We start from the raw sequence: 16,854 nt of genomic DNA, 5'->3' as shown, positions 1-16,854 counted from the left end.
AGTGGAACGCGCCTCCGTAGGAATGCTCTATAACTGCAAGGTCTTTTTTGATCGAACGACTTTTTCCTACTGCCAGTGAGGTTGCCATGACTGTTACCGTCAATACCGTCTCCGCCGAAGGTTTCCGTCACACCGTACAGATCGATGACCACGAATTGTTTGCCGACGTGCCGAAGTCTGCCGGTGGCGAAGGCTCGGCACCCGAGCCACATGACTACTTCGACGCCGCGCTCGGTGCCTGCAAGGCACTGACCCTGAAGATGTACGCGAAGAAGAAAGACATCCCGCTGACCGGCGTGGGTGTCGAGGTCAAACGCGACAATAGCGAGGAGCAGAAAGGCAAATACGCGCTGCACGTCACCCTCACGCTTAAGGGTGTCCTCACCGATGCCCAACGCGAAGAACTGCTGCGCGTCGCTGATCGCTGCCCGATCCACAAGCTGATGACCACCACCGACGTCAGCATCGAAACCCACGCGCCACAAGGCTTTGACAGCCAGTAAACAAATTCTTGCCAGCGGCGGGTTATGCTTCTGGCATCACCCGCTCAGCCTGGAATGCACCATGGACACGCCACCTCTGATCATCCGCCCGCGCGCCGAAGACGTCGAAGGCCAGCCGATCCTGCGCCCGCTGCCGTCAGCCAAATGCCGCAGCGTCGGGCCTTTCGTGTTTTTCGACCACATGCTTGAAACGGTTTATCCGACGGGCAAGGGCATGAACATCCGACAGCATCCGCACATTGGTCTGTCGACCCTGACCTACCTGTTCGACGGGCAGATCCAGCACAAGGACAGCCTCGGCTCCGATCAGGTGGTCAGCGCCGGCGATGTCAGCTGGATGACCGCAGGCAGTGCGATTGCCCACGTCGAGCGCACGCCCGAGCCGTTGTGGGAGCAAGGCTTCACCATGCACGGCTTGCAGATCTGGCTGGCTTCGCCCAAGGATCACGAGCAAGGCCCGGGACACTACAGCCATCACCCGGCGGCAACCCTGCCGGTCAGCGATAACCTTGGCGTACAGATCCGGATGATTGCCGGGTCAGGCTTTTGCCTGGAATCCCCAGTGCCAGTGCTTTCTCCTACGCTGTATGCCGAAGTGAAGATGCAGACCGCGACTACTTTGCTGATCCCGACCGAGCACGAAGAAAGGGCGGTGTATGTGTTGAGTGGCGATGCGCAACTGGATGGCGAGCCCCTCGAACCCCATGCGCTGGTGGTGTTGCCGGCCGGGGAAGAGATGAGTTTGTTTGCCGAGAGCGATGTGCACGCGGTGGTATTTGGCGGCGCGCCGCTGGACGGGCCACGGCGGATCAACTGGAATTTTGTCGCGAGCGATCCGGCGGCGATCGACGAGGCGCGGCGCAAGTGGGCGGCCGGGGATTGGCCGACGGTTCCAGGGGAAGTCGAGCGAATCGAACTGCCCTGAGTGTTGTGTCGCCATTGAGTAAGCCTTCGCGAGCAAGCCCGCTCCCACAAGGGGGATTGTGGTGTGTATGAGTTCTGAGTACACATCACAATCCCCCCCGTGGGAGCGGGCTTGCTCGCGAAGAGGCCAGTACAGGCGCCGAAAAAATCAGCCCTTGAACACCTCATCCAGCAAGTCATGCATCGACTTGAACGCACGCTTGGCGGTCTTCGCGTCGTACATCATCTTGCCCGGCACATTGGCGTGCGGATCGGTGAACGAATGCACCGCACCGCCGTAGCTGAGCAACTGCCAATCGACCTTCGCTGCGTTCATTTCATCCTCAAACGCTGGCAACTGCTCTTTCGGCACCAACGGGTCTGAAGCACCGTGCAGCACCAGCACCGAGCCTTTGATGTTCTGCGCATCAGCCGGGTTCGGCGAATCCAGCGTGCCGTGGAACGACACCGCCGCCATCACCGGTGCACCGGTGCGCGCCAGATCCAGTGCGCAGCAACCGCCGAAGCAGAAACCGAACACCGCCAGTTTCGAGGTATCGACCGCTGCCTCGCCCTGCTTCTGCAATTGTTCGAACGCCGCCTGCATACGCTTGCGCAGCAGTGCCCGATCGTTCTTCAGCGGCATCATCGCCGCGCCGGCCTCGTCAGCGTTCTGCGGACGCACTGCCTGGCCGTAAACGTCAGCAATCAACACCACATAGCCCTTGGCCGCGACCGATTTGGCGATCTCTTCAGCACCGGCGCTGACGCCCATCCAGTTCGGCGCCATCAACAGGCCCGGGCGCGCGCCCTTGTGCTCGGCATCGAACGCCAGACGACCTTCATAAGGCTGGCCATCCAACTGATAGACCACGGAACGTACAGTGACTTGGCTCATTTCTGACTCCTGATTAGTTAAACACCAGAATGAAAAAACCCGCCGAAGCGGGTTTTTCTACAACGTGATCAAGCTGACAGTTCAACCAGCAGCTTGTTCAGACGGGTCACGTAAGCGGCCGGATCCTTCAAGCTTTCGCCAGCCGCCAAAGCGGCCTGATCGAAGAGGATGTGCGACAAGTCGCCAAAACGCCCTTCGTTCTGCTCGCCGTCGAGTTTCTCGATCAGCGGGTGGCTCGGGTTGAATTCGAAGATCGGCTTCGATTCCGGCACTTTCTGCCCGCTGGCTTCGAGAATCTGGCGCATTTGCAGGCCCAGGTCCTGTTCACCGATGGCCAGAATGGCTGGCGAGTCGGTCAGACGATGGGAAACCCGGACTTCCGCCACGGAATCGCCCAGCGCGGTTTTCAGACGCTCGACCAGACCTTCTTTGGACTTGGCGACTTCTTCTGCAGCTTTCTTGTCCTCTTCCGAGTCCAGGTTGCCCAGATCAAGGTCACCGCGTGCCACGTCGACAAAGGTCTTGCCGTCGAACTCGCTCAGGTAGCTCATCAGCCACTCGTCGATACGGTCGGTCAGCAGCAGCACTTCGATGCCTTTCTTGCGGAAGACTTCCAGGTGCGGGCTGTTCTTGACCTGCGCGTAGGTTTCGCCGGTGAGGTAGTAGATCTTGTCCTGACCGTCCTTGGCGCGCGCCAGGTAGTCGGCCAGACCAACGACCTGCTCGCCGTCGTCGCCTTGGGTCGATGCGAAGCGCAGCAGACCGGCAATTTTTTCCTTGTTGGCGAAATCTTCTGCCGGGCCTTCTTTCATGACCTGACCGAAGTTTTTCCAGAAGCCCTTGTATTGCTCAGGTTCGTTCTTCGCCAGTTTTTCCAGCATGTCCAGCACGCGCTTGGTCAGCGCCGACTTCATCGAGTCGATGATCGGATCTTTCTGCAGGATTTCCCGCGACACGTTCAGCGACAGGTCGTTGGAATCGACCACGCCCTTGATGAAGCGCAGGTACAGCGGCAGGAACGACTCGGCCTGATCCATCACGAACACGCGCTGCACGTAGAGCTTCAGGCCTTTCGGCGCTTCACGCTGGTACAGGTCGAACGGCGCGCGGGCCGGCACGTACAGCAGCGAGCTGTACTCGAGCTTGCCTTCGACCTTGTTGTGGCTCCAGGCCAGCGGGTTTTCGAAGTCGTGAGCGATGTGCTTGTAGAACTCCTGATATTCCTCGTCCTTCACTTCAGTGCGCGGACGGGTCCACAGGGCGCTGGCGCGGTTGACGGTTTCCCATTCAACGGCCGGAGTCTCTTCGCCTTCGGCGGCAGTGACTTCTTTCGGCAGCTCGATCGGCAGCGCGATGTGGTCGGAGTATTTCTTGATGATGTTGCGCAGACGCCAGCCGTCGGCGAACTCATCCTCAGCGGATTTCAGGTGCAGGACGATGCGGGTGCCGCGCTCTGGCTTGTCGATGGTGGCGACTTCAAACTCGCCCTCGCCTTTCGACGACCAGTGCACGCCTTCGCTGGCCGGAGTACCGGCGCGACGGGAATACACATCAACCTGGTCGGCAACGATGAACGCCGAGTAGAAGCCGACACCGAACTGGCCGATCAGGTGCGAGTCTTTCTTCTGATCGCCCGAGAGATTCTTCATGAAATCGGCGGTGCCCGACTTGGCGATGGTCCCCAGGTGGGTGATCACATCGTCACGGTTCATGCCGATACCGTTGTCTTCGAGGGTGACGGTCTTGGCGTCCTTGTCGAAGCTCACACGGATTTTCAGTTCAGCGCCACCTTCGAGCAACTCAGGCTTGGCCAGGGCTTCGAAGCGCAGCTTGTCGACAGCGTCAGAGGCGTTCGAGATCAATTCGCGAAGGAAGATTTCCTTGTTGGAATACAGCGAATGGATCATGAGGTGCAGCAGCTGCTTTACCTCGGTCTGGAAGCCCAGGGTTTCCTTTTGAGTTTCCACACTCATGGTCATCAAACTCCAATCAGATGGCAGTGGCCGTGACCCGGAGGGTCGACGGCGGGTTGTTCACTGAGTTGGGGGCAGCGTTCAGGATTTCAAGGGCTCATCAATTTTGAAATGTGCACGGGCGGTGGCAATCGGTTCGCTCTCGGTGCTTTGCCAGGCCGTGATGGCGACGTTGGCCACGCGCCGCCCCTGGCGACAGACCTGACATTTGGCCCAAGTGTCGCGAAACTGCCCCGCACGCAGGTAATCCAGAGAAAAGTCGATGATCTTCGGCACGCCCGGCGCCTCGGTAAAAACCAACAGATGCAGGGCTGCGGCCAGCTCCATGAATCCGGCAATCACTCCGCCATGGATCGCCGGCAATAAAGGGTTACCAATGTTGTCCTTGTTCGCCGGCAGCTTGAACAGCAACTCATCGCCAACCCGCGAGCATTCGACGCCGATCAGCCCGGCGTAGGGAATCAGTTGCAATAGCGGCGCGTAGTCACCCTGAGCATGAGCCTGCTGCAGTTGTCGCTTCCAGTCATCGCTCATCGGTTTTCCCCTCTGACCTTGCCGCCAAATCCCTGGGTGCCTTTCAGGCCCTTGCCCATGCGCATGAAGGTACCGACGACATGGGCGATCGGTTGCTGCGGGTCGTCCTGATAGGCAAAGCCGCGGGCGAAGATCACGTCGGTGGTGACCCGGTAACACTGGGCAAAGCCGTAGACATCCTTGTGCGGTTCAGCGGCGTGCATGTAATCGATGCGCAGATCCAGGGTCGGGCAAACTTCGAACTCCGGCAAAACGCACAGCGTGGACATGCCGCACGCGGTGTCCATCAATGAGGTAATGGCGCCGCCGTGGATGACCCCGGTTTGCGGATTACCGACAATTTGCGCGCTGTACGGCAACTTCACCGTCAGCCCTTCGCTACCGGCGCTTTGTACCGTCAGACCAAGCACCTGACAATGGCGCAGGGCCGAGAGAAAGCGTGTCGCGCGCTCAAAAACGGGGTTTTCAGCCATATGATAATTACTCTCGTTAGAGCCTTGTGCCAGTATTGAGAAATACGGTAAAAGTTCCACTAAAAAACAAACTTATATATCTGAACGAAATGAGGAACTTAACCTTTGGGCCAACGCTCTTAAGGCCAGTAGTTATTTTCCATAAGGAGAAACACCCCATGCGTAAGACTTTAGCTATTGCCTTGATGTTGACCGCTTCCCTCGGTCTCGCTGCCTGCGATAAGAAATCCGAGGACAAAGCTCAAGATGCCAACCAACATGCTGAGCAAGCTCAGCAAGACATGAACAAAGCTCAGGATAAAGTGAACGACGCAGCAAAAGAAAACGCCGAAGCTGCCAAAGCTCAGGCTGAATCGAATCAAGCTGCTCAGGAAGAAGCTGCCAAGAAGCAATAATTGCGACTTGATGCAGAAAAAGAAAACCCGCCAAGTGCGGGTTTTCTTTTGCCTGTGATTTTTTGTCAGTGTCGGCTTAGACGCTGTTTTTAGAGCAATACGGTTCTAAAAGTCGGACTAATCATCAGCAACAAACTGCAGATCAGTCCGACCAGCCACACCAGGCTGCGCAGGGATGGTTTATCCGCCAGGTACAACCACACGTAAAGAATCCGCGCGATCACAAAGATGATCGCCAGGGCATCAATCAACCAGCCTTGGGTTTGCGTGGTGTGCGCCATCAGCACACCCACGGCAAACAGGATGAACGCTTCGATGCAGTTCTGGTGCGCCGCCAGCGCACGCGCGCCGTAGCCGGTGAGTTGCGCCTGCTGTTGGCGCGGCAGGTGGTTGTTGTAACCGCCCTGCTCTTTCATGGCTTTAGCCACCGGCATACGCGCGATGTAAATCAACAGTGCACTAATAAACACACACCAGAACGGAATACTCATCAAGCAGCCTCTTTATTGGTTTCGGGCAATGGCGCCTCTGTAGGGGTATAGACCATCACATCCAGCACGTCGGAATGAAACTCGCGGCGGTACAAAACGATGACCACACCGGCACTCATCAACATGAACAGCCACGGGCTGACAAACCACGCCAGCATGCTCATGCCGAAGTAATAAGAGCGCAGACCGAAGTTGAACTGGTTGGCCGCCATCGAAATCACCCGCGCCGCCCGCAGCGCGAAGGCTTTACGCTCCTGCTCGGACACCTGGCGCTCGCCGATCATCGGCGCTGAACCGACCAGTACCGCAGCAAAGTTGTACTGACGCATGCACCAGCTGAACGTGAAAAACGCATAGACGAACACCAGCGCCAGGCACAGCAACTTGATCTCCGACATACCCTGCGACGCCTGCTGCACCATCGGGATATCCGCCAGCAGCGACACCGCGCGCTCTGACGCACCGAGCACGGTGAGAATGCCCGCAAGGATGATCAAAGTGCTGGAAGCGAAGAACGAGGCGTTGCGCTCCAGATTGCCGATCACGCTGGCGTCAGCGATGCGGTTGTCACGCAGCAGCATGCGGCGCATCCAGTCTTCGCGATACAGGTGCAGCACGCTGGCCAGGCACGCGGTGTCGCGGGCCTTCCACGACGCATAACGGGTGTAGCCGCCCCAGCAGATGACAAACCAGAGCGCGGCCAGCAGGTGGATCAGGTTGGCTTGGATGAACGACATTCGTTTTCCTGTGAAGTGTTGATGCATTACCTGTAGGAGTGAGCCTGCTCGCGATTCGCTGGCACATCCGGCATTGATCTGACAGACACGACGCCATCGCGAGCAGGCTCACTCCTACATAAAACCTGTGCAGTGCTTCGACGTTAGCTCGCGGAAAAAGACACTGCCAGACGCCCATAAAAAATGCCCCGTATCGATTGATACGGGGCATTTCTGTTTAAGCGCTGAAGACCCGCTTGTGGCGGGTCAGACAACGTCAGGCAACGGCTTCGCTGCGCTTGCCCAGCAGGCGATCGCAGACCACGGCGACCACCAGAGTCATCACGCATGGCACCAGCCACGCCAGCCCCTGCTCGCTCAGCGGCAAGTGCGACAGCTGCGAAGGCATCCAGTCAGCCAGACCGGCGCCCTTGAGCGCGTCAATGGCGCCGAACAGGAACGACACCAGCATCACCGGGCCGAGGATCCGCCCGTGCTCATGCCAGAAGTCCTTGCAGAAGCTCAGGGCCACCAGAACGATGCACGGCGGGTAGATCGCCGTCAGCACCGGGATCGAGAACGCGATCAGCTTGGTCAGGCCCAGGTTGGACACCAGCAGCGAGAACGCGGCGAGGATGATCACCAGAGTCTTGTAGGACAGCGGCAGCACGCGACTGAAGTATTCGGCACAGGCGCAGGTCAGACCGACCGCGGTCACCAGGCATGCCAGCGAGATCAGCACCGCGAGGAAACCGCTGCCCAGCGAACCGAAGGTGTGTTGCACGTAAGCGTGCAATACCGCCGCACCGTTGCTGGCACCGACCGCGACTTCATGGCTGCCGGAACCGAGGCGGAACAGGCTGATGTACACCAGCGCCAGACCGACACCGGCGATGAGGCCGGCAATGATCGCGTAACGGGTGATCAGCGCAGGCGACTCGACGCCACGGGAGCGGATCGCGTTGACGATGACGATGCCGAACACCAGCGCGCCGAGGGTATCCATGGTCAGGTAACCATTGATGAAGCCCTGTGAGAACGGTGCCGCGACGTATTCCGGTGTGGCCTGACCGATATCACCGGCCGGCAAGGCGAATGCGGCGATGCCGAGTACCGCCAGGGCGATGATTTTCAATGGCGCGAGAAAACGCCCCACGGTATCGAGCAGACGGCCCGGATACAGCGAGATGAAGAACACCAGCAGGAAGTACACCGAGCTGTAGAGGAACAGCGCCAGCGGGCTTTCGCCAGTCAGCGGCGCCAGACCCACTTCGAACGACACGGTCGCGGTTCGCGGTGTGGCGAACAGCGGGCCGACCGCCAGGTAGCACGCCGCGGCGAGCACACCGCCGGCGATCTTGCCGATCGGGCTGCTCAGCGCATCCATCGCACCACCGACCTTGGCCAGGGCAACGACGGTGACCACCGGCAGACCGACGGCCGTGATCAAAAAGCCCAGCGCCGCCATCCAGACGTTAGGTCCGGACTGCAGGCCGACGATAGGCGGGAAAATGATGTTGCCGGCCCCGACGAACAGGGCAAATGTCATAAAGCCCAGTGCCAGGATGTCCTGACCTTTCAAAACTTTCATTAAGGAAATACCACACTACTGAATCGGAATTTAGAGGGGGATTTCCCTGTGGGGTTAGGGAAATGCTGTCAGTCCGTTTGGGGCTGACCCGTTTAGCGCGTTGCATGCCTTGTGGGCGGCGGACGCAAAAATGGCTGCTAGCCTAACGAATTTGCCTGACAAACGCACTGTTTGAGGGCGAACTATCCGATACACGACGTGTCCGTGTCGCGTTTACGCATCTATTTTTCCTAACCACAACCCTGTGGCGAGGAAGCTTGCTCCCGCTGGGTTGCGAAGCAACCCCAATGCAGACGATTGGGTTCTCGCTGTTAGATGGTTCTACGCCTGCTGCGCAGTCGAGCGGGAGCAAGCTCCCTCGCCACAGAAATCCACTCAAATACCCATATGCCAGAAACAACAAAGGCCACCCGAAGGTGGCCTTTGTCTGGTGAAGCGTCAGTCAAGCACGAGGCTTACTTGACAGCCCAACCGGTCAGCTCGGCCAGGGCCTTGCCGATGTCTGCCAGCGAACGCACGGTTTTTACGCCTGCGTCTTGCAGCGCAGCGAATTTCTCGTCTGCAGTGCCTTTGCCGCCAGAGATGATTGCGCCAGCATGGCCCATGCGCTTGCCCGGAGGAGCAGTCACACCAGCGATGTAGGAAACAACCGGCTTGGTCACGTGTGCCTTGATGTAAGCAGCCGCTTCTTCTTCAGCCGAACCGCCGATCTCGCCGATCATCACGATCGCTTCGGTCTTCGGGTCTTCCTGGAACAGCTTCAGGATGTCGATGAAGTTCGAACCCGGGATCGGGTCACCACCGATGCCGACGCAGGTCGACTGACCGAAACCGGCGTCAGTGGTCTGCTTCACAGCTTCGTAGGTCAGGGTGCCGGAACGCGAAACGATACCGACCTTGCCTGGCAAGTGAATGTGACCTGGCATGATGCCGATCTTGCATTCGCCTGGGGTGATCACGCCTGGGCAGTTAGGGCCGATCAGGGTAACACCCAGCTCGTCGCACTTAACTTTGGCGTCCAGCATGTCCAGGGTAGGAATGCCTTCGGTGATGCAGACGATCAGCTTGATGCCGCCGAAAGCAGCTTCCAGGATCGAGTCCTTGCAGAAAGGAGCCGGAACGTAGATCACGCTGGCGGTAGCGCCAGTGGCAGCTACAGCGTCTTTAACAGTGTTGAACACTGGCAGACCCAGGTGCTCGGTGCCGCCTTTGCCCGGAGTTACGCCACCAACCATCTTGGTGCCGTATTCGATGGCTTGCTGGGTGTGGAAACTACCTTGCGAACCGGTAATACCCTGGCAGATAACTTTGGTGTCTTTATTGATCAGGACGCTCATTATTTGCCCTCCGCAGCTTTGACAACTTGTTGAGCAGCGTCGGTCAGGCTGGTAGCAGCGATGATGTTCAAACCGCTTTCTGCCAGTACTTTAGCGCCCAGCTCAGCGTTGTTGCCTTCAAGGCGAACAACAACCGGGATTTTCACGCCGACTTCTTTCACGGCGCCGATGATGCCTTCGGCAATCATGTCGCAGCGAACGATGCCGCCGAAGATGTTGACCAGTACTGCAGCGACGTTGGTGTCGGACAGGATGATCTTGAAGGCTTCGGTCACGCGCTCTTTGGTAGCACCACCACCTACGTCGAGGAAGTTGGCTGGCTTGCCGCCGTGCAGGTTGACGATGTCCATGGTACCCATGGCCAGGCCGGCACCGTTGACCATGCAGCCGATGTTGCCTTCCAGGGCTACGTAGTTCAGTTCGAACTTGGCAGCGTGCGCTTCGCGCGGATCGTCTTGCGACGGATCGTGGAAAGTCTTCAGCTTAGGCTGACGGTACATGGCGTTGGCGTCGATGTTGATCTTGGCGTCGAGGCAGTGCAGATCGCCGTCAGCCTTGATCACCAGCGGGTTCACTTCCAGCAGGGCCAGATCGTGATCCTGGAACAGTTTGGCCAGACCGACGAAGATCTTGGCGAACTGGGCAACTTGCTTGCCTTCCAGACCCAGTTGGAACGCCAGCTCGCGACCCTGGAATGGCTGAGCGCCAACCAGTGGATCGATAGTGGCTTTGAGAATTTTTTCTGGAGTGTCGTGAGCGATTTTCTCGATGTCCACGCCACCTTCGGTGGAAGCCATGAACACGATGCGACGGCTCGAACGGTCAACGACAGCGCCCAGGTACAGCTCTTTAGCGATATCAGTGCACGATTCAACCAGGATCTTGGTGACTGGCTGACCATTGGCGTCAGTCTGGTAAGTCACCAGACGCTTGCCCAGCCACTGCTGTGCGAAGGCCTTGGCGTCTTCTTTGTTGCGAACCAGCTTGACGCCGCCCGCTTTACCGCGACCACCGGCGTGGACCTGGGCTTTGACAACCCACTCGCTGCCGCCGATTTTATCGCAAGCTTCTGCTGCTGCTTCCGGGGTGTCTACTGCGTAACCAGTGGAAACTGGCAGGCCGTATTCAGCGAACAGCTGCTTACCCTGATACTCGTGAAGATTCATGCTTTTTACCGTCTTCGTTAGGTACTGCGCATTCGGCGCTGCGCTCTTGATGAGTGCCGCGCCACCTGTGACTGCTGCTTGCGTAGCTGAGCTACGCAAGACTGCGTCCAGCGGACATTCCGCGGTGAGACTTGCTCGCAAGGCTCACGACGGGCCGCAACCGCCGTGGTTTCTTATTGTCTGTTAACGCTTTTTGCGGTTGGCAATGTGGATGGCGCCGCCATTCACCGCCAGAGCAGCTTCGTGCAAGGCTTCAGACAGGGTCGGATGGGAGAAAACCATCATGCCCAGGTCTTCAGCGCTGGTGCCGAATTCCATACCGATCGCGCCCTGCTGAACCAGTTCTGCAGCGCTCGGGCCAATCACGTGCACGCCCAATACGCGGTCAGTCTTGGCATCAGCGATGACCTTGACGAAACCACCGGTATCGTTGGCGGCCATGGCACGGCCGGAAGCGGCGAACGGGAAGGTGCCGACGTTAACTTCAACGCCTTCGGCTTTCAAGGCCTGCTCGGTTTTGCCAACCCACGCGATTTCCGGGTGAGTATAAATAACCGAAGGGATCAGGTCATAGTTCATCTGAGCCTTGTGGCCCTTGATGCGCTCGACAACCATGATGCCCTCTTCCGAGGCCTTGTGCGCCAGCATCATGCCGCGAACCACGTCACCGATGGCGTAAACGCCCGGTACGGTGGTGGCGCAGTGATCGTCAACGTGCACGAAACCGCGCTCGTCCAGGGTCACGCCGCTGTCGGCAGCCAGCAGATCAGTGGTCACCGGACGGCGACCAACGGCTACGATCAGCTTGTCGAAAGTGATGGACTGTTCGCCGTTGGCATCGGTGTAGTTAACAACGACTTCGTCGCCGTTCACTTTCGAACCGGTTACGCGAGCACCCAGCTTGATGTCCAGACCTTGCTTGGTCAGGGTTTTCAGCGCTTCCTTGGAAACAGCGGTGTCCGCTGCCATCAGGAAGGTGTCCAGGGCTTCGAGGACAACCACTTCGGAACCCAGACGCGACCAGACCGAACCCAGTTCCAGACCGATCACGCCAGCGCCGATCACGCCCAGACGTTTAGGTACGGACTGGAATTCCAGAGCGCCAGTCGAATCAACGATGACTTTCTGATCGACCGGAGCCGGTGGAATGTCGATCGGACGCGAACCTGGAGCCAGGATGACGTTTTCGGCTTCGATGACTTCAACCGAACCGTCCGGCTTGGTGACTTCGACTTTCTTGCCGGCCAGCAGCTTGCCGTGGCCCTGGATCGAAGTAACGCCGTTGGCCTTGAACAGGGTGGCAACGCCGCCAGTCAGGTTCTTGACGATGCCAGCCTTGCGGCCAACCATCGCAGCGACGTCCATTTTGACTTCGCCGGTCGAGATACCGTGAACGTTGAAGCTCTCTTTGGCTTCCTTGTACTTCCAGGAGCTGTCCAGCAGCGCCTTGGACGGAATGCAGCCGACGTTCAGGCAAGTACCGCCGAGGGCTTGCTTGCCTTCAGCGTCGGTGTACTTCTCGATGCAGGCAGTGGTGAGCCCCAGCTGCGCGGCCTTGATGGCAGCTACATAGCCGCCAGGGCCGGCACCGATCACTACTACGTCAAATTTCTGCGACATTCAAAAAATCCTCTTTAGCGAAAAGCCTCAAGCCGCGCGCTCCAAGCCAAGCTGCCTATTCTTGCAGCTTGAAACTTGAAGCCCGCAGCTGCTTCTATCAGATATCCAGCAACAGACGAGCCGGATCTTCCAGCAGGTTCTTGATGGTCACCAGGAAGGTTACAGCTTCTTTGCCATCGATCAGACGGTGATCGTAGGACAGTGCCAGATACATCATCGGACGGATCACGACCTGACCATTGATGGCCATTGGACGCTGGATGATGTTGTGCATGCCCAGAATCGCTGCCTGCGGCGGGTTGACGATCGGGGTCGACATCATCGAACCGAAGGTACCACCGTTGGTGATGGTGAAGGTACCGCCGGTCATCTCTTCCATCGACAGTTTGCCGTCACGGGCTTTCTTGCCGAACGTGGCGATGCCGCCTTCGATTTCAGCCAGGCTCATCAGCTCGGCGTTACGCAGAACCGGAACGACCAGACCACGGTCGCTGGAAACGGCAACACCGATGTCGGCGTAGCCGTGGTAAACGATGTCCGCACCGTCGATCGAAGCGTTGACCGCCGGGAAGCGTTTCAGCGCTTCGGTGGCAGCCTTGACGAAGAACGACATGAAGCCCAGGCGTACGCCGTTGTGGGACTTCTCGAACAGGTCCTTGTACTTCGAACGCAGGGCCATGACTTCGGTCATGTCAACTTCGTTGAAAGTGGTCAGCATCGCCATGTTCGACTGGGCTTCAACCAGACGCTCGGCAACCTTGGCACGCAGACGGGTCATTGGTACGCGTTTTTCAACGCGATCACCGGCAGCGAATACCGGCGCAGCGGCAGCCGGAGCAGCAGCCTTGGCAGGTGCGGCAGCCGGAGCGGCTTTCTTCGCGGCAACAGCAGCCACCACGTCTTCCTTGGTCACACGACCGCCTTTGCCGGTGCCGGCAACGGAAGCGATGTTGATGCCGTTCTCTTCAGCCAGCTTGCGCGCAGCCGGAGCAGCAACAGGATCGTCTTCGCCTTCGGCAGCAGCCGGGGCAGCGGCAGCAGCGGCTGGAGCAGCAGCGGCGGCTGGAGCAGCGGCAGCAGCGCCACCCGCTTCGATGGAGCCCAGGACTTCGTCGGACAGAACGGTGTCGCCTTCGTTTTTGACGATTGCGCCCAGCACGCCGTCGGCGGTAGCCAGCACTTCCAGTACGACTTTGTCGGTTTCGATGTCGACGATCAGGTCGTCACGCTTGACGGCGTCGCCCGGTTTTTTGTGCCAGGTGGCAACGGTGCCATCGGCAACCGATTCCGGGAAAGTGGGGGCTTTGATCTCGATAGCCATTATCTGTGGTTCCTTAAATTCGGTTTCAGGTGCGCGAAGGCGTTAAACGGTAAACGCGTCTTGCAGCAGTTTTTCCTGCTGCTCGGCGTGCATCGATGCGTAACCACATGCTGGGGCAGCAGAAGCCTCGCGGCCCGCGTACTCGAGTACGAGAGACTTGTCGAGGTTACCGATGCTGCGACGCAGGTGATGCTGGCTGCAGTACCAGGCGCCCTGGTTCATCGGCTCTTCCTGACACCAGACGGCATGCTTGACGTTGGTGTAAGGCGCCAGGACTTCTTTCAAGTCGTCCTCAGGGAATGGATACAGCTGCTCGATACGCACGATGGCGATATCGTCACGGCCTTCGGCACGGCGTTTTTCCAGCAGGTCGTAGTAGACCTTGCCGCTGCACAGAACAACGCGCTCGACCTTTTTCGGGTCCAGGGCGTCGATTTCCGGGATCACGGTCTGGAACGAACCTTCAGCCAGATCTTCCAGGGTCGATACGGCCAGTTTGTGGCGCAGCAGCGACTTCGGCGTCAGCACTACCAGAGGTTTGCGCAGCGGGCGAATCACCTGACGACGCAGCAAGTGGTAGATCTGGGCCGGAGTGGTCGGCATGCACACCTGAATGTTGTGCTCGGCGCACAGCTGCAGGTAACGCTCAAGACGTGCCGAGCTGTGCTCAGGCCCCTGACCTTCGTAGCCGTGCGGCAACAGCATGGTCAGACCGCAGAGACGGCCCCACTTGTGCTCGCCGCTGGTGATGAACTGGTCGATAACAACCTGTGCACCGTTGGCGAAGTCGCCAAACTGGGCTTCCCAGATCACCAGCGCGTTTGGCGTGGTGGTCGAGTAACCGTATTCGAACGCCAGTACCGCTTCTTCCGACAGGAACGAGTCGTACAGGTCAAAGCGTGGCTGACCGTCGTACAGGTTCTGCAGCGGAATGTAGGTGCCTGCGTCTTTTTGGTTGTGCAGCACAGCGTGACGGTGCGAGAACGTACCGCGGCCGATGTCCTGACCGGTCATGCGGATCGGGTGACCTTCGAACGCCAGGGTCGCGTACGCCATGGTTTCGGCGTAACCCCAGTTGATCGGCAGGCCGCCGGCTTGCATCTTCTGACGGTCTTCGTAGATCTTCGCGACCTGACGCTGAACCACGAAGCCTTCCGGAATTTCCAGCAGCTTGGCGGACAGTTCCTGCAGGGTCTTCAGGTCGAAACGCGTGTCATGACGCGCAGTCCAGGCGTGGCCCAGATACGGACGCCAATCCACGAACAGCTCTTTGTTCGGCTCTTTGACCAGCGACTTCACTACGTGCAGACCGTTGTCCAGCGCGTTGCGGTACTCGTCGACCTTGGCCTGAACACGCTCAGCGTCCAGCACACCGGCCTGAGTCAGGCGATCAGCGTACAGCTCACGGGTGGTGCGCTGCTTGGTGATCTGCTGATACATCAGCGGCTGGGTGCCGCTTGGCTCGTCGGCCTCGTTGTGGCCGCGACGACGGTAGCAGACCAGGTCGATCACCACGTCACGCTTGAACTGCATGCGGTAGTCGATGGCCAGCTGGGTCACGAACAGCACGGCTTCCGGATCATCACCATTCACATGGAGGATCGGCGCCTGGATCATCTTCGCAACGTCGGTAGCGTACTCGGTGGAACGCGAGTCCAGCGGGTTGCTGATGGTGAAGCCAACCTGGTTGTTGATCACGATGTGCACGGTACCGCCGGTCTTGAAACCGCGGGTCTGCGACATCTGGAAGGTTTCCATGACCACGCCCTGACCTGCGAATGCAGCGTCACCGTGGATGGAGATCGGCAGCACCTTCTCACCGGTCGGGTCGTTACGACGATCCTGACGGGCGCGAACCGAACCTTCTACCACCGGGGAAACGATTTCCAGGTGGGACGGGTTGAACGCCATGGCCAGGTGAACTTCACCGCCGGTGGTCATCACGTTGGACGAGAAGCCCTGGTGGTATTTGACGTCACCGGAACCCAGCTCGACCTTCTTCTTGCCTTCGAACTCGTCGAACAGCTCACGCGGGTTCTTGCCGAAGGTGTTGACCAGCACGTTCAGACGGCCACGGTGGGCCATGCCGATGACGACTTCCTTGGTGCCGTAGGAACCGGAACGCTGGATCAGTTCGTCGAGCATCGGAATCAGGCTTTCGCCGCCTTCCAGACCGAAACGCTTGGTGCCCGGGTATTTGGTGCCCAGGTATTTTTCCAGGCCTTCACCGGCAGTGACGCGCTCGAGCAGGTGGCTCTTGATGTCGGCGGAGTACGTCGGACGACCGCGCACGCTTTCCAGACGCTGCTGGAACCACTGGCGCTGCTCGGAATCGGTGATGTGCGTGAATTCAGCGCCGATGGTGCGGCAATATGTCTGCTGCAACGCTTCGTGAATTTCGCGTAGGCTCGCTTCCTCTTTGCCGATGAACAGGTCGCCGGCACGGAAGGTCGTATCAAGATCGGCATTGGTCAAGCCGTAATGATTGATTGACAGGTCTGCAGGTGCAGGACGCTGCCACAGCCCCAGCGGGTCAAGCTGGGCTGCCTGGTGGCCACGCATACGGTAGGCCTGGATCAATCGCAGCACTTCAACTTGCTTCTTCTCGTGCTCACTGCTCACGCTACCGGCGGAAACCGGTTGGGCGCGGCGCTGGTTCTTTGCCAGCAGCACGAAATGATCGCGAATTGTGGAGTGCGAAACATCAGTGGCAGAGCTGCCGTCGGCAGGCAGCTTCTGGAAGTAGGTGCGCCACTCTTCTGGCACAGCGTTAGGGTCGTGCAGGTAGAGCTCATAAAGCTCTTCCACATAGGCAGCGTTTCCACCTGAAAGGTAGGCGCTGTTCCACATGCGCTGCATCACGCTTTCTTGCATGCTTGGTCACCCTCGGTTAGGGGAACACCATCGGCGTCAATACCGAGCAAACTTGCAGA

General features: G+C 58.7%; 15 protein-coding genes. 3 read left to right on the top strand and 12 right to left on the bottom strand.

The window, feature by feature from the left end; translation table 11 throughout:
- Positions 1–86: 86 nt before the first annotated feature.
- Both AC1RBR_RS08370 and AC1RBR_RS08365 read left to right on the top strand, forming a co-directional pair.
- Positions 87–503 carry an OsmC family protein gene (locus tag AC1RBR_RS08370; RefSeq protein WP_027614046.1) on the top strand — a complete coding sequence of 139 codons (417 nt, stop codon included), beginning with the start codon at positions 87–89 and terminating at the stop codon, positions 501–503.
- A gap of 61 nt (positions 504–564) precedes the next feature.
- Positions 565–1,428, top strand: a complete 864-nt coding sequence (locus tag AC1RBR_RS08365) for a pirin family protein (RefSeq protein ID WP_456019021.1) — start codon at positions 565–567, stop codon at positions 1,426–1,428.
- A gap of 147 nt (positions 1,429–1,575) precedes the next feature.
- On the opposite strand, the gene AC1RBR_RS08360 is transcribed toward AC1RBR_RS08365, so the two are convergent.
- The 4 genes from AC1RBR_RS08360 to AC1RBR_RS08345 form a co-directional block, all read right to left on the bottom strand.
- A complete protein-coding gene (locus tag AC1RBR_RS08360; RefSeq protein WP_492563803.1) occupies positions 1,576–2,304 on the bottom strand; it encodes a dienelactone hydrolase family protein in 729 nt (242 codons plus the stop codon).
- Positions 2,305–2,372: 68 nt separating this feature from the next.
- Positions 2,373–4,277 carry a molecular chaperone HtpG gene (gene htpG / locus AC1RBR_RS08355; protein WP_492563801.1) on the bottom strand — a complete coding sequence of 635 codons (1,905 nt, stop codon included), beginning with the start codon at positions 4,275–4,277 and terminating at the stop codon, positions 2,373–2,375.
- 81 nt (positions 4,278–4,358) lie between these two features.
- Positions 4,359–4,811 carry a PaaI family thioesterase gene (locus tag AC1RBR_RS08350; protein ID WP_095139421.1) on the bottom strand — a complete coding sequence of 151 codons (453 nt, stop codon included), beginning with the start codon at positions 4,809–4,811 and terminating at the stop codon, positions 4,359–4,361.
- Positions 4,808–5,284 (bottom strand): PaaI family thioesterase, encoded by a 477-nt coding sequence (locus AC1RBR_RS08345; RefSeq protein WP_166495501.1) that lies wholly within the window; start codon positions 5,282–5,284, stop codon positions 4,808–4,810. The genes AC1RBR_RS08350 and AC1RBR_RS08345 overlap by 4 nt, the downstream gene beginning before the upstream one ends.
- A gap of 158 nt (positions 5,285–5,442) precedes the next feature.
- On the opposite strand from AC1RBR_RS08345, the gene AC1RBR_RS08340 reads away from it, so the two are divergent.
- Positions 5,443–5,679 carry a hypothetical protein gene (locus tag AC1RBR_RS08340; RefSeq protein WP_007962865.1) on the top strand — a complete coding sequence of 79 codons (237 nt, stop codon included), beginning with the start codon at positions 5,443–5,445 and terminating at the stop codon, positions 5,677–5,679.
- Positions 5,680–5,768: 89 nt separating this feature from the next.
- Here the strand turns inward: AC1RBR_RS08340 and AC1RBR_RS08335 are convergent, their stop codons facing one another.
- The 8 genes from AC1RBR_RS08335 to AC1RBR_RS08300 all read right to left on the bottom strand — a co-directional run bounded on the left by AC1RBR_RS08335 (position 5,769) and on the right by AC1RBR_RS08300 (position 16,795).
- Positions 5,769–6,170 (bottom strand): MAPEG family protein, encoded by a 402-nt coding sequence (locus AC1RBR_RS08335; RefSeq protein WP_095139419.1) that lies wholly within the window; start codon positions 6,168–6,170, stop codon positions 5,769–5,771.
- Positions 6,170–6,907: a DUF599 domain-containing protein gene (locus AC1RBR_RS08330; protein ID WP_027614039.1), complete on the bottom strand. Its 738-nt coding sequence runs from the start codon at positions 6,905–6,907 to the stop codon at positions 6,170–6,172. The genes AC1RBR_RS08335 and AC1RBR_RS08330 overlap by 1 nt, the downstream gene beginning before the upstream one ends.
- Positions 6,908–7,163: 256 nt before the next feature.
- Positions 7,164–8,477, bottom strand: a complete 1,314-nt coding sequence (brnQ, locus tag AC1RBR_RS08325; RefSeq protein WP_166495500.1) for a branched-chain amino acid transport system II carrier protein — start codon at positions 8,475–8,477, stop codon at positions 7,164–7,166.
- A gap of 455 nt (positions 8,478–8,932) precedes the next feature.
- The gene (gene sucD, locus AC1RBR_RS08320; RefSeq protein ID WP_003223019.1) at positions 8,933–9,814 is read right to left on the bottom strand and encodes a succinate--CoA ligase subunit alpha; all 882 of its coding nucleotides are present in this window, start codon (positions 9,812–9,814) and stop codon (positions 8,933–8,935) included.
- A complete protein-coding gene (sucC, locus tag AC1RBR_RS08315; protein WP_003223015.1) occupies positions 9,814–10,980 on the bottom strand; it encodes an ADP-forming succinate--CoA ligase subunit beta in 1,167 nt (388 codons plus the stop codon). The genes sucD and sucC overlap by 1 nt, the downstream gene beginning before the upstream one ends.
- A 183-nt stretch (positions 10,981–11,163) precedes the next feature.
- Positions 11,164–12,600, bottom strand: a complete 1,437-nt coding sequence (gene lpdA, locus AC1RBR_RS08310; RefSeq protein WP_007962860.1) for a dihydrolipoyl dehydrogenase — start codon at positions 12,598–12,600, stop codon at positions 11,164–11,166.
- A gap of 97 nt (positions 12,601–12,697) precedes the next feature.
- On the bottom strand, positions 12,698–13,921 hold the full coding sequence (odhB, locus tag AC1RBR_RS08305) for a 2-oxoglutarate dehydrogenase complex dihydrolipoyllysine-residue succinyltransferase (protein WP_003223011.1): 1,224 nt from the start codon (positions 13,919–13,921) through the stop codon (positions 12,698–12,700).
- A gap of 42 nt (positions 13,922–13,963) precedes the next feature.
- Entirely contained in the window at positions 13,964–16,795 is a 2,832-nt protein-coding gene (locus AC1RBR_RS08300) for a 2-oxoglutarate dehydrogenase E1 component (protein WP_027614036.1), read from the bottom strand.
- Positions 16,796–16,854 lie beyond the last annotated feature (59 nt).

Source organism: Pseudomonas sp. GW823-FHT01D03 (assembly GCF_058798255.1).
The sequence above is the reverse complement of the archived record's forward strand: the minus strand, read 5'-3'. Positions and strand labels throughout refer to the sequence as shown.

Bases quoted from the DNA above. Each gene is read 5' to 3' on its own strand.
- AC1RBR_RS08370 (WP_027614046.1), top strand. From the start codon at position 87: ATGACTGTTACCGTCAATACCGTCTCCGCCGAAGGTTTCCGTCACACC.
- AC1RBR_RS08365 (WP_456019021.1), top strand. From the start codon at position 565: ATGGACACGCCACCTCTGATCATCCGCCCGCGCGCCGAAGACGTCGAA.
- AC1RBR_RS08360 (WP_492563803.1), bottom strand. From the start codon at position 2,304: ATGAGCCAAGTCACTGTACGTTCCGTGGTCTATCAGTTGGATGGCCAG.
- htpG (WP_492563801.1), bottom strand. From the start codon at position 4,277: ATGAGTGTGGAAACTCAAAAGGAAACCCTGGGCTTCCAGACCGAGGTA.
- AC1RBR_RS08350 (WP_095139421.1), bottom strand. From the start codon at position 4,811: ATGAGCGATGACTGGAAGCGACAACTGCAGCAGGCTCATGCTCAGGGT.
- AC1RBR_RS08345 (WP_166495501.1), bottom strand. From the start codon at position 5,284: ATGGCTGAAAACCCCGTTTTTGAGCGCGCGACACGCTTTCTCTCGGCC.
- AC1RBR_RS08340 (WP_007962865.1), top strand. From the start codon at position 5,443: ATGCGTAAGACTTTAGCTATTGCCTTGATGTTGACCGCTTCCCTCGGT.
- AC1RBR_RS08335 (WP_095139419.1), bottom strand. From the start codon at position 6,170: ATGAGTATTCCGTTCTGGTGTGTGTTTATTAGTGCACTGTTGATTTAC.
- AC1RBR_RS08330 (WP_027614039.1), bottom strand. From the start codon at position 6,907: ATGTCGTTCATCCAAGCCAACCTGATCCACCTGCTGGCCGCGCTCTGG.
- brnQ (WP_166495500.1), bottom strand. From the start codon at position 8,477: ATGAAAGTTTTGAAAGGTCAGGACATCCTGGCACTGGGCTTTATGACA.
- sucD (WP_003223019.1), bottom strand. From the start codon at position 9,814: ATGAGCGTCCTGATCAATAAAGACACCAAAGTTATCTGCCAGGGTATT.
- sucC (WP_003223015.1), bottom strand. From the start codon at position 10,980: ATGAATCTTCACGAGTATCAGGGTAAGCAGCTGTTCGCTGAATACGGC.
- lpdA (WP_007962860.1), bottom strand. From the start codon at position 12,600: ATGTCGCAGAAATTTGACGTAGTAGTGATCGGTGCCGGCCCTGGCGGC.
- odhB (WP_003223011.1), bottom strand. From the start codon at position 13,921: ATGGCTATCGAGATCAAAGCCCCCACTTTCCCGGAATCGGTTGCCGAT.
- AC1RBR_RS08300 (WP_027614036.1), bottom strand. From the start codon at position 16,795: ATGCAAGAAAGCGTGATGCAGCGCATGTGGAACAGCGCCTACCTTTCA.